This is a genomic window from Flaviramulus sp. (assembly GCF_982512915.1).
Genome location: NZ_CEWOCJ010000013.1, coordinates 1 through 13,278, shown reverse-complemented (window position 1 = coordinate 13,278; position 13,278 = coordinate 1). Strand labels below are relative to the sequence as shown.

Genomic DNA, 13,278 nt, shown 5'->3' with positions numbered 1-13,278 from the left:
CTTTAAAATTTATGCTTATTAGCACTATAGCATTTGCTTGTATGAATGGAGTAGTAAAACAACTTGTTCATATTAATGCGTATCAAATTGTTTTTTTTAGATCTTTTGGCTCCTTATTTTTTACCTTTGGATTTCTTTTAAAAAACAAAATTCCTATTCTTGGAAATCAAAAAAAGTTATTGATATTAAGAGGATTAGTCGGCGTTACATCAATGACCTTTTTTTTCATGTCTACTAAATATCTTCCAATTGGAACAGCCGTTTCCTTACGATACATGGCACCTATTTTTGCCGCTATTTTTGCAGTATTTATTTTAAAAGAAACTATTAAAATTTGGCAATGGTTTTTCTTTGCTATTGCTTTTTCTGGTGTTTTAATCATTAAGGGTTTTGATATTAAAATAAGTAGTTATGGTTTGATATTGGTTTTTGTTTCTTCAATTTTTAGTGGATTAGTATATATATTGATAAGCAAAATAGGGAAGAGAGATCATCCTGTTGTTGTTGTTAATTATTTTATGGTAATAGCAACCATAGTTGGTGGTTTATTATCAATTAATAATTGGGTAAATCCAATAGGCAAAGAATGGTACTTACTTTTTAGCCTAGGAATTTTTGGGTATTTTGGACAATTATTTATGACAAAGGCATTTCAATCAGCATCAACAAATCAAGTAGCTCCATTAAAATACTTAGAAGTAATTTTCACAGTTTTATTTGGTGTTTTTATTTTTGCAGAAATTTATACTATTTGGAGTGTTTTTGGGATTGCTCTTATTATAATAGGACTAGTTTTGAATATACTATATAAAGAGACAATAAAAGCTAAAAATTTTTAATTTTGAAGCATCTATGAAGATCCCTAAAAACATAAACAATATAAGAAGACGCGTAATGCATAGCATTACAAAAAATATTGGAAAATCCTATAAAAATCCAATAATTGATGCTTCTAAAAAGCCTGATATAAAAAAGGTATTAATAATTAGACCTAATCATCGTTTAGGGAATCAACTATTATTAACACCCGTAGTTCAAGAAGTAATTAACATATTTCCTGATTGTAAAATTGATCTTTTTGTAAAAGGTGGTGTTGCAAATTCGGTATTTCAAAACTACAAAGAAGTAAATAAAATAATTCAACTTCCTAAAAAGCCATTTAATCATTTGTTCAAATATGTAAAAGACTGGTTTTCAATTAAAAGTACAAGTTACGATTTGGTTATTAATGGTGATAAAAACTCTTCATCTGGAAGATTACTAACTCAATTAAGTCGGGCTAAGTTTAAAGTTTTTGGAGATCTTGAAGATGAAACTCAATTTGATAACTTAGCTTATAAACATATTTCAAAATTCCCGGTATTTAATTTAAGACAGTATTTAGAAAAATTTGGTTTTGATAAAAATATCTCTGACACACCTACTCTAAATATTAAATTAGAAGAAATTGAAATAGCAGAAGGAAAAAAAATATTAGATAGCATTACAAAAAATGATAAACAAACCATTTGTTTATATACAAATGCGACCGGAGACAAGTGTTATTCTGAAATCTGGTGGGAAACTTTTTATGCGCGTTTATTAAAAGAATATCCAAATTATAATATTATAGAAATGCTTCCAATTGAAAACATATCTAAAATTGGTTTTAAAGCACCTAATTTTTACAGTAAAGATATTAGAGAAATGGGCGCTATCATAAGAAATACAGCTATCTTTATAGCAGCAGATAATGGGGTAATGCATTTGGCTAGTGCCAGTTTAACTCCAACCATAGGATTCTTTTCAACAACCGATCCCAATATTTATGCACCTTATGGTAATGGTAGTTTAGCATTTCATACAAATCATAGCAATAGTGACGATTGGATTCAAGCAATCGATAAAATTCTCAAGTAACTAAATATAAAAATAACTATGAAAACACAATTCAAATTTAACAATGGCATCATACTAATTCTAACGATATTAACTTTTCTAGTATCATGTAAAAAACAACCAAAAGAAAAAGTAGAAAATGTCATAACTCAAGAAATAAATGTAGAAGGATTAGAGGTTACTTATAGTACAGACACTACTCAAATGAAGGGGTATGTAGCTTATGATAAGAATATAACTACCAAAAGACCCGGAATTATTGTTGTTCACGAATGGTGGGGACATAATGATTACACTAGAGAACGTGCTAATATGCTTGCGGAATTAGGTTATACAGCTATAGCTATTGATATGTATGGAGATGGTAAACAAGCCTTACACCCACAAGATGCAGGTAAATTTTCTGGAATGGTTATGAAAAATATCGATGTAGCAAAAGCACGTTTTGATGCTGCGCTACAAGTTTTAAAAAATAACCCATCTGTTGATAGTACTAAAATTGCAGCCATTGGATATTGCTTTGGCGGAAGCGTGGTTTTAACGATGGCAAATGCAGGTGAAGATTTAGATGCTGTAGCTGCTTTTCATAGTGGTGTACAATTACCTATAATGCCAAACAATAAATTGAAAGCGAAGGTATTAGTAGCAAATGGTGCTGATGACCCGTTTGTGTCTCCAGAATCTATAGTTAACTTTAAAAAAGAAATGGATAGTATCCATGCAGATTACCAATATATTTCTTACCAAGGAGCAAAACATGCATACACAAGTAAGGGAGCAACAGCTTTAGGTGAAAAATTTAATTTACCATTGGAGTATAATGAGGAAGCGGATGCAAAGTCCTGGGAAGCTTTATTAGAATTATTACACAACACTTTTAAAACTAAATAGGTTTAGTTTATATTTAGATTTTAGTTTACAAAATTCATAAAAAAAAAGTCTAGCATTAAAAATACTGGACTTTTTCATGGTATTCTACTTAAAAGTTTATTTGATTTTTTAGGTAAAAAACTAATTTATATTTACTTCGCGTTTTTAAATCTATCTTTAATTTGAGCTCCTTTTTTAGACCACTCATATAATGGTATCAGAATTCCTAAGAAAAACAATAATACTCCAAGTAATAACAAATTATTAGTATCTGAAAAGGTATTTCGAGCAGATAAAATAGTTAAGATAATAATTACAGATATTGGTAGTGATAAAGCCAATATTGCTAATGCAAAATCCATATTAAATGTTGTTTTATTTTTAACTGCATGAGCTTCCTTCTCTGCGACATTACAAATATGGGCAAATGGCCAAAAACTACATGCACTTAATGCAAAAACAATATAAAATAATATATCATTTTTTATACCTAATTTAAAAACTGTGGCAATTGTTGTAATTACTAAAATAGTTAATGAAGCTCTGAGCATGAGCATTGAAAATATTTTAGAAAACTGTTTTGTTTTAATTTTAACAGATAAACCAATAAAAATAAGCACTAAAGGCGTCATAATATAACTTAATCTATTTAAAATCTCTTGAGCAAATGTTGGTAAATTATTAAGTTTCATTCCAAAAAAAACTAGCACTAAAGCTGTAATTATAAATAAGTTTACAGGCTCAAAAAGCATGGTTTTACCTAAAGATGTTATTCTTGTTTCTATAGGTTTTTTACTTATAGATTGATTATTATAATACCATTTTATGGCTATTAAATATAGAATGAATAAAACAAAAAATTTATTACCCAAATCTGCCATAGCAGCCTTAGCTAAATAATCTTCACCTAAAAATTCAAGAATAAAAGGGAAACAAGATAAACCAGGAGCTAAAGAGGGTATTAAAAGTTTTGCTGTATTAATTTGAGATTTTTCTGTTATACCTAAAACCACTAAAATTATTGGTGTGACTAGGTATAAAAAGACGTTAAACCCTAACGCTATTAATGGCAATAAAAATAAATTAAAATCTATTTTTATTTTTAATAGAGCAATAAATATTGTAGATGGTAAGGCAAGTAGTAAAATAATTTTTTTTAGACCATTTACTTCATCATTGGAAGTGAATTTCCGTTTGAGTAAAATACCAATAACAATAAATAAAATAAATGAAAGTGCTTTTACAAAACCATCCGCCATTAAGCAAAAATTTCATCCATAGCATTGGTAAATAGCTTCATTTCTTCCATAGTACCCATACTCACTCTACACCAATTTTTATCCCAAAAATTAAAAGCTCTAACGCCAACTTGCTTGTTATAAATTTTTTCTAAAAAAGCTTTTCCATCCATTGGAATTTCAAAAATTATAAAATTAGTTTCTGATGGTAAAGAGGCGTAACCTTTAGCATCTAAATAAGCTTTAGTATAAGACCTAGCTTCAGCTATCTTAGTTTTAGACATGGTTAAAAAGTCTTCTCCTTTAAGACTGGTAGTAGCAGCCATTATAGAAGGGCCAGTAATACCCATACCACCACGAGTAATATCATTAATTCTTTTTAAGGTTTCTTCTTTTCCAACAAGATATCCAATACGTAAACCTGCCATACCATGTATTTTTGAGAACGTACGCGCAACCATAACATTTTTACCTTCACTAACTAAACTTACCATACTATCACTAATACCATTAGTAGAAAGCTCAATATAAGCTTCATCAATAAAAACAGGAACTTTTTCTGAAACTCTACTACAAAAATCTTTTAATTTTTTTGCATCAGTTATTGATCCTGTTGGGTTATTTGGATTGCATATATATATGAGTTTTGTGTTTTGGTCAATTCCAGCCTCCATGGCGTCCAAATCGTGTTGAGAATCACTTAATAGTTTATAAGATTTCCATTTTCCACCAACAGATTCTGAAACATTCATTAACGACATGTAACTTGGATCTGCACTTATAACATCACCACCTTTTTGAAAAAATACCATAGCTACTTTCTCTAAAATATCAGAAGAACCGGGAGCCATCAATATTTGCTCAGGTTTCACATTTTCCTTTTCAGAAATCATTTCTATTAAATTATTTAAAGTCCCCCAAGCATAACGATTACCAGAAAAAACAGCATCTTGAAAAGCTTTAGCTGCTAATGGTGGTGGTCCGTATGGATTCTCGTTTGCTCTAAGAATAGCTTTTAATTTTGGTTCTTCAAATATTGGAGGTGTAAACTCATTAAAAGTATTTGATGTTTTAAAAATAAACGTACGGTTTTCTAATTGAGCTTGTTCAACTGCATTTGCCCAAAAATCTTGAGGAATCATAGCCATACCAGCCATAGTTAATGCACCCTTTTTTAACCAATTTCTTCTGCTAATTTGTGAGGTATTCATTTTTTTTAATTTTTTGTGGTTAGTTAAAATCAATAATAGTTTGATTTGATTAGAATGTTGGTTCTAATTTATGGTTTATTTTTAAATAATTATAGATAAAATATGATTTTAACTCATTATTATCAAGTAATAATGAGTTTTTAGTGAATATCTTCTAAACATTTGTTAATAACCTTATTGAAATCTATTTTTTTGATTAGCATTATTATTAGTGTGTTTTATCTATTCAACGAAGAATTCATCTGTTAAAACGAATTTATTAAGGACTATGGGTGTAGTTAATTAATTTTGAAATGATTAAAAAAAATACCCCATGAGAAAAATAATCGCCATTCTATTAATTTCCTACTTTACCAATAATTTTAATATCATTAATGCTCAAGAAATCGCTTCTATTTTTGATAAAATCCCAAGCAATTATAAAAAACGACATGCTATTTACGATTATTCAGAAACTGAATTAAGTAACACAGATACAATTCCAGATTTTAATTCTAAACCTAATAAATTAAAAATTACAGGTATTATTTATCAAGAAGATGGAGTTACACCTGCTAAAGATGTCATCCTTTATGTTTGTCAGCCTGATGAAAATGGTGATTACGACTTAAAAAAAGATGAACTTAAAAAGCGTTATGTTAACCACAGAGGTTGGGTAAAAACGAATGATGATGGCCGTTATACGTTATATACGTTTATACCTGGTAAATATGAACGCTCTAAAGAACTTAAACAAATACATCGTGTTATTAAAGAGCCAGGAAAACCTGAATATGAAATAAGTTCTTTCTTTTTTAACAACGATCCATTAATTCCAGAGTTAACTCTTGCTTGTCGTGCAAAAGCGGTTCAAAGTATGCTTAGATTAGATAAAGAAGGGGATATGTTTGTAGCAGAAAAAAACATCAAACTATCTAAAGATATAGTGAATTTACAATAACATTAAATTCAAAATTAAACTACAAAAAAAGGGTTATTTAAAATTAAATAGCTCTTTTTTTTATACTTTTAAATCTCATTAAATGAAAATATGCACAAACAAGACATATCTATTATTTATACTAAAAGCAACCTATCCGATAATACCAATTGGCAAGTTATAAATGATGGTGTTATGGGTGGTTTATCAGAGGGTTATGTAGGTAGTAGTGAAACCGGCAATACCATTTTTAAAGGTTTTGTAAGTACCGATAACTATGGTGGTTTTTCTTCAATTAAGTACACCTCTAATAAAAGGGGTATTTCAGTGTTTAAATATCTTGTTTTAATAGTAAAAGGTGATGGAAAATGCTATCAGTTCAGAATTAAAGATGATATATCGCATCGTTATTCTTATGTAAAAACCTTTAAAACTTCTGGAGTATGTGAAACTATAAAAATTCCTTTAAATGATTTTTACCCAACTTTTAGGGGTAAAAAACTAGATATGCCTAATTTTTCTGGTGATACCATGGAAGAAATAGGTTTCTTAATAGGAAATAAAACCAAAGAATCCTTTAGTCTAGAAATAGAAAGTATTTTTTTGGAGGCTTAAGTTTTTGAAATTCAAATTGTAATCAGTCATAACTTATTTTTAGTTTTAAAAAATAGAGTAGGTGATTGATAAAGTAATACTAAATTTCAACACAGATTTAGTTTACCTAAAATTGTATTTTTTCTAACTGATATAAATAAGTTTCACCTACTGGTATTTTTTGATCTTTAATAACCACCCAATTTTTGCCTTTACTCGAAACTTGGTCTATTCTAATAATGTAAGATCTATGCACTCTTAAATATTCTAAACTATCAGGTGTTGTTTTAACAAAATCATTTATTTTACAGCGAAAAGTATATGTTTTTTTATCTGTAACGATGTCTAAATAATTTCCTTGCGAATTAATATATTGAATTTGATGGGTAGGAATTTTAAAATCTTCTCCATTAGATCTAAAACTATAAAATTGTTCTTTCCGTTTTAATCGTTTAATCGCCAATCGCATCAACTCTCTTATTATATCTTTATTATATGTTAAAACACGGATTTTAAAAAACAAATAAATTAGACCAATAAATAAGAGTGCACAAATAGTGTAAAACCACCAACTTCTCCAGAAAGGTGGTAGTATTTTAAATGAATAAGTGATTAAGTTATTATTTTCGTAGTTTAGTATTTGTGCTTTAGCCTCAAATGTATAATTGCCTGGTAATAAAGATGTAAAATGAATACTTCTATTTTTAGTTGTTGTCCAATTAGTATCTATTTCTTTTAAGCGGTATAAATAAGTAATTTTATTTGTATTTCTTTGAGAAATTCCTTGTAGTGTGAAATCTATAGTATTTTGATTGTGTTTTAGTTTTTTGTGTTCGCTCTTGATTGAAGTATTGTTTACGGATATATCTTTTAATGTGAGTGATATAATTTTTGATTTTCTTTTTTCTAGTAAAAATTCTTTCTTAAAAAAGCATAAACCTTTTTTTGTTGCCACCCAAATAGTATCGTTAATAATCTCAACATCATTAATGTCGTTACTTAGTAAACCATCTTCTTTGGTAATGGTTGTGACATCAAAAATATTGTTTGTTTTAAAAGAAATCCTATTTAAGCCAGAGTTGGTGCAAGCCCAAACAACAGAATCATTTTCAATATGTACTTCGCTAACAATATTGTTAGTTAGCTCATTTTCTTTATTTATGCTGTAATAATTATCATCTTTATAAACAACAATACCTGCGCCCTGAGTGGCTATGTAAATTGAATTGGTTTTTGTGTTTACATCTAAATCATCTATTCTATACTTTAAAATATCTAATGACTCATAATGTGTTTTAATAACTCCATCTTTCTGAACTAATAATCCGGAAGAAGTGCCTATAAAAATGGTTTCTTTATATCTACACACGTCATGAACATTATATTTCAAGTCATATTTCTTTATTTGATTATTTTCTTTTACACTAAATGAATTATTATTGGGGACTAATAATTGGTTGTCTCCAATATCTTCAGGGATATTTGTAATAAAATCCATTTCGGGCATCTTTTCCCGCTTCGTGTAATTAATGAATAAACCGTCACTGTAGCCATATAAATGGTTATGTTTTCTATCAAATTCAACAGTTGCTTTGCTATTTTTTAACCCTTCATATAAGGTGTCTATTTTCATTTTTGAAATGCTGACAATATTGCCATTATTTAATCCTGCGTATAATTTATTGTTATTATCCTTAACTAAAGATGACATATGCTCTTCCATATAAACCTCTATGCTTGGGTTTTTTAAGTAAAACACACCTTCATCTAAAGTTGTAAACCAATAGCTACCTTCTGCATCTATCAAAAAATCAGTGACAGACTTTTTTGGTAAGAATTTTTTAATAATTTGTCCGGATGCTCCTCTTATTTCTGCACCATTATTATAATAGCCTACAAAAAATAAAGAGTCGTTAATTCGTTTTACACCTATAGGATATTGCTCTGTTTCAAAATATTTAATGTCATCGTTTTTTGATAGAACACCTAGTTTGGTATCTATAAAAACAGTTTGTTTATCATTTAAGAATATAATGTCAACTCGAGACGTTGGAGTGTTGTTAGGAAAAAAAATAAATATATTTTCTTTCGATTTATAGTTACTATCATAAACATTAAAAAAGACACCTTTATTTGTTTCTATACCTAAACCAACATTGTGTTTTTCTTTTGGTTTTAAAATATTTGTATTTAAGTCAAATTGAGTCTCTAGATCACCTTTGTTAGTAATTTTTATTAAACCATTTAAGTAATGTCCGCCTACATATAAATCTTCATTTCCATCAAAAACAACACTTTTAACAATGCTTTTTGTAATTAGTTGCGTTTTTAAAACATCATTAAAAGCGTAGGTTTTAAAACCATCAAATACTTCGTTAAAATAAAAAAGCTTTTGGCTTTGGTAGCCATAACACCATACTTGTCCGTTTTCTTGAGGATAAAAATCTAATATAGTGTTATCAGGTAAACCATCTTGTATTGTGAAGTTTTTAAATTCATAGCCATTAAATCGAGATAAACCTTTATCTGTAGCAAACCAAACATAACCTTGTTTGTCTTGATAAGTATCATAAACTTCAGAGGTAGGTAACCCATCATCTACCCCAAAATGCTTGTAAATATGCGTTTGAGAATAACTTATTTGAACTGTGAAAAACAAAACGAATAGGTAACTATGTAATTTCAATAGTATTGTTTTTAACAAATGTAATATTATTTAAATTATGACTAATAGATTGCTTTTTATGTTCGTCACTATTATAAGCAAATTCGTCACAAACTATTCTACAGTAAGGTTTTAGGAGGGGTTAAAGATGGTTTTGAAAACTGAATTTTATAATTAAAACAAAAATATAGTTTATCACTATTTCATACCCTGTTGGTCACAAACATTCTTTTTAAGAATAATTTATTGATAAACTAAAATAATTTTGCTTCAAATTTTTAACCCAAAAAATCTAAAAACATGAAAAAAACATTAAAATTAATCTACTTATCAATGCTTTCAATTTTGCTTACAACTACTGCTTGTAATAAAGATGATGAAACTATTCAGATAAGCCTTGAAGACTTAGAAGTAATCATTGATGAAAATCCATCTATTGGTCAAGTTATTGGAACCATTCAATCTAGCGAAAGCGGATCATTAATTTTTAGCATTACCTCTCAATCACCAGAAGGGGCATTAAGTATAGATGCAACAACAGGTGAATTAACTGTTCTAGAAGCTGCTTTATTCGATTATGAAAGAAACCCTACACTTGTGGCAACTGTTTCAGCTGAAGGAGCTATAAATACAGCCAATGTAACTATAAACCTTTTAAACATTGAATTAGCAACTCAAGATTTATCAGTAACTATGGATGAAAATCCAACTATCGGACAAAGTGTGGGTACCATACAAACTAGTGGTAGTAGTATTTTGAATTTTAGCATATATACACAAACACCCTTAGGTGCTTTAAGTATAGATGCATCCACAGGTGAATTAACCGTTGCGGATGCTGCTTTATTTGACTTTGAAACAAACCCAGTAATAACAGCTTCAATCTCAGATGGTGAATCAGTAAATCCAGCAACTGTTACTATTAGCCTAACTAATATAAATGAAATAACCATTCAAAATTCAGATTTGAATATTGATGAAAACCCATCAAATGGTCAATCTATAGGTACGGTTCAAACTACAGGTGGTACACCGTTAAATTTTAGTATAACATCACAAACTCCAGCAGGAGCAGTAAGTATTAATGCAAATACTGGAGAATTGACTGTCTCTAACGCTGCTTTATTTGACTTTGAAACAAATACAACAGTATCAGCTACTATCACCACAGATGATGCTATAAATCCAACGACATTAACTATAAACCTTAATAATATTAATGAAATTGGAGATTTTAACCATGGAGGTGTTATTTTTTGGCTAGATGGAAATGGTGGTGGATTAGTTTGCACCATAAGTGATTTAAATTCCGGAGCACAAATACAATGGGGTAATGGTATAGAATATCAAGCTACAGGTGCGAATGCAACAGCTATTGGAACTGGTCAAGCTAACACAAATGCTATTATCAATACACAAGGAGCTGGTAATTATGCTGCAAGTTTATGTGATAATTTAACATTAAATGGCTACTCAGATTGGTATTTACCATCTAAAGATGAACTAAATGAAATGTTTATTAATAATCCAATAATAAACACTGTAGCTACAGCAAATGGTGGTAATTCGTTTGCGATATTTTATTGGTCATCTACACAAGCAACTAGTAATACTAATGTTGCTTGGATACAGTTTTTTCAAAGTGGAAGTCAAGGTATTAACAATAAGTTAAATACTTCGTATGTTAGAGCAGTAAGAAGTTTTTAAGTAATATTTAAAAGCCACTTATAATTTAAATTATGAGTGGCTATTTTATTTAAAACCTATTAATCTAATAATTTAATAAAACCCATAATCATGAAAAAAACATTACTTTTTTTAATTACTCTATTTACAGTTGCAATAGGTTATTCGCAAACGTTTGTAGATAATTTTGTTACCTATGCTATTACATCAACAACAAATAACACCGTTCAAGCCACAGATTATGATACAGCTGGTGGTTCTGTGGTAAATATTCCAGCCACAGTAAATTATAATTCTGTAACATATACTGTTACAGCAATTGCAAATAATGCTTTTTTAAACAATCAACTAACGAGTGTAGATATTCCTGATAGTGTTATTACTATTGGTGCAAGTGCATTTTCTAATAATTCTATAAATACTCCTGTTACAATTCCTAATAGCGTTACCACCATTGGTGCTAATGCTTTTGCTCAGAATAATAATTTAGCTAGTTTGGTTATAGGAAACAGTGTAATTAGTATAGGTAATTCAGCTTTTGCATTTAATAATTTATCAAGTGTTACAATACCTGATAGCGTTATTAGTATTGGAGATGGTTCTTTTTCTCAAAATAATAATATGACTAGTGTGGTTATAGGAAGTAGTGTTACCAGTATACGCTTTTCGTTTTAGTGGTTTAACTAGTGTTACAATTCCAGATAGTGTTACCAGTTTAGGTTCATATGCTTTTTCATCTAATGCTATTTCTAATTTAGTTATTGGCAATAGTCTTACTAGTTTGACTGATCATGTTTTTAGTTATAATAATATTACTAGTGTTACTATACCAAATTCAGTTACTAGTATTGGTGCTAACGCTTTTCTTCAGAATAACTTAACCAATGTAGTGATACCAAATAGTGTTACGAGTATAGGTGAATTAGCTTTTGCAGGAAATGACTTAACAGATGTGATTATTGGAAATAATGTTACCACCATAGGAAATCTAGCTTTTAACACCAATGATTTGACTAGTATTACTATTCCTGCTAGTGTAACAAATATTGGTGAATCTGCATTTCAAAATAACCTATTATTAACAGACGTTATTTCGTTGGCTACAACACCTCCAACAATAACGACAGGAGGAAGTATTGATTCTTTTAATAATGATCGAAGTAATATTAATCTAATAATACCAAATGCTAATACAAATACTTATGTTACAAACTCTGGCGCTTTATGGACAGGTTTTAAAATGGTATTTGAAATAATTACTTCAACTAATAACCTTGTGGTTACAAACTATAATTCTGTAAGTGGAACAAATGTTACCATTCCTGCTACTATTACAGATGTTGCTGAAACATATACTGTTACAAAAATTGGAGATGGTGCTTTTTTTAGCAAAGGGTTAACGAGTGTTTCAATTCCTAATGGTGTTACTAATATTGGAACTTCAGCTTTTAATACTAATAACCTAACTAGTTTAACTATTCCGGATAGTGTAATTACTATAGGTTCTCAAGCTTTTGTAACAAATTCCTTAACGAGTCTTACCCTAGGTAATAATGTTACAAATATTGAATTTGGTGCTTTTGTAGATAACAATTTAACCAGTATTACTTTCCCTAGTAGTGTTACAAATATTGGCTCCATAGCTTTTGCTGCAAATCCATTAACAGATGTTACTTCATTAGCAACAACACCACCAACAATTACTACAGGTACAAATGATACTTTCAATATTACTGGAGACCGTAGTGGCATTAATTTGCACATACCTGTTGGCACAACAGGAGTTTATGTAACAAACCCTGGTGCGTTATGGATAAACTTTAATTCGGTAGCTGAAGATGCGGCATTAAGTACTTCAGATTTTGAATTTAATAACAACATAAAAGTTATAACAAGTGCCAATGAAATTAAAATAATATATTCTGATACTATTCAATTTGAAAAATATACGCTTTACAATATTTTTGGTGCTGAAGTTTCTAAAGGAAAAATTAATACATTATCTACTAACTTTTTAGCTTCGAATATTTATATTTTAAAACTTGATTTTGATAATGGAACAATTACTAAAAAGATTGCTATAAATTAAAAAATAAAAACAGTGTTTTATTAACCCAAAAGTACTCTCACACTTTTGGGTTTTTTTAATATATTAAAAAGCTATTATAGATTTTTAAAAAATGATGTTTCTTATAGTAATTTAAAACAAAAATATAA

The 13,278-nt window shown here is 29.0% G+C and carries 11 protein-coding genes; 8 read left to right on the top strand and 3 right to left on the bottom strand.

The annotated features are described in order from the left end of the window. The first annotated feature begins 11 nt into the window (after positions 1-11). The 3 genes from AC1XJX_RS09700 to AC1XJX_RS09690 are packed head-to-tail and all read left to right on the top strand — an operon-like array spanning position 12 to position 2,769. Complete coding sequence (locus AC1XJX_RS09700) at positions 12-839, top strand: DMT family transporter (protein WP_482003835.1); 828 nt, start codon at positions 12-14, stop codon at positions 837-839. A gap of 13 nt (positions 840-852) precedes the next feature. After that, entirely contained in the window at positions 853-1,899 is a 1,047-nt protein-coding gene (locus tag AC1XJX_RS09695; protein WP_482003783.1) for a glycosyltransferase family 9 protein, read from the top strand. Positions 1,900-1,917: 18 nt separating this feature from the next. Further along, entirely contained in the window at positions 1,918-2,769 is an 852-nt protein-coding gene (locus tag AC1XJX_RS09690; RefSeq protein ID WP_482003782.1) for a dienelactone hydrolase family protein, read from the top strand. A gap of 131 nt (positions 2,770-2,900) precedes the next feature. On the opposite strand, the gene AC1XJX_RS09685 is transcribed toward AC1XJX_RS09690, so the two are convergent. Both AC1XJX_RS09685 and AC1XJX_RS09680 read right to left on the bottom strand, forming a co-directional pair. Further along, entirely contained in the window at positions 2,901-4,007 is a 1,107-nt protein-coding gene (locus AC1XJX_RS09685; RefSeq protein WP_482003781.1) for an AEC family transporter, read from the bottom strand. Then, the gene (locus tag AC1XJX_RS09680; protein ID WP_482003780.1) at positions 4,007-5,197 is read right to left on the bottom strand and encodes a pyridoxal phosphate-dependent aminotransferase; all 1,191 of its coding nucleotides are present in this window, start codon (positions 5,195-5,197) and stop codon (positions 4,007-4,009) included. Before AC1XJX_RS09680 ends, AC1XJX_RS09685 begins: the two co-directional genes overlap by 1 nt. A gap of 313 nt (positions 5,198-5,510) precedes the next feature. Between AC1XJX_RS09680 and AC1XJX_RS09675 the strand changes: the two genes are divergently transcribed. Next, positions 5,511-6,137 (top strand): hypothetical protein, encoded by a 627-nt coding sequence (locus AC1XJX_RS09675; protein WP_482003779.1) that lies wholly within the window; start codon positions 5,511-5,513, stop codon positions 6,135-6,137. Between the two features lie 90 nt (positions 6,138-6,227). Continuing rightward, positions 6,228-6,731 (top strand): CIA30 family protein, encoded by a 504-nt coding sequence (locus tag AC1XJX_RS09670; RefSeq protein ID WP_482003778.1) that lies wholly within the window; start codon positions 6,228-6,230, stop codon positions 6,729-6,731. Between the two features lie 106 nt (positions 6,732-6,837). Here the strand turns inward: AC1XJX_RS09670 and AC1XJX_RS09665 are convergent, their stop codons facing one another. Further along, complete coding sequence (locus AC1XJX_RS09665) at positions 6,838-9,396, bottom strand: ligand-binding sensor domain-containing protein (protein WP_482003777.1); 2,559 nt, start codon at positions 9,394-9,396, stop codon at positions 6,838-6,840. A 279-nt stretch (positions 9,397-9,675) separates the two neighbouring features. Between AC1XJX_RS09665 and AC1XJX_RS09660 the strand changes: the two genes are divergently transcribed. The 3 genes from AC1XJX_RS09660 (at position 9,676) to AC1XJX_RS09650 (ending at position 13,150) form a co-directional block, all read left to right on the top strand. Then, complete coding sequence (locus AC1XJX_RS09660) at positions 9,676-11,082, top strand: Lcl domain-containing protein (protein ID WP_482003776.1); 1,407 nt, start codon at positions 9,676-9,678, stop codon at positions 11,080-11,082. A 90-nt stretch (positions 11,083-11,172) separates the two neighbouring features. Further along, the gene (locus tag AC1XJX_RS09655; protein WP_482003775.1) at positions 11,173-11,736 is read left to right on the top strand and encodes a leucine-rich repeat domain-containing protein; all 564 of its coding nucleotides are present in this window, start codon (positions 11,173-11,175) and stop codon (positions 11,734-11,736) included. Further along, on the top strand, positions 11,708-13,150 hold the full coding sequence (locus AC1XJX_RS09650) for a leucine-rich repeat domain-containing protein (protein ID WP_482003774.1): 1,443 nt from the start codon (positions 11,708-11,710) through the stop codon (positions 13,148-13,150). Before AC1XJX_RS09655 ends, AC1XJX_RS09650 begins: the two co-directional genes overlap by 29 nt. The last annotated feature ends 128 nt before the right edge of the window (positions 13,151-13,278 follow it).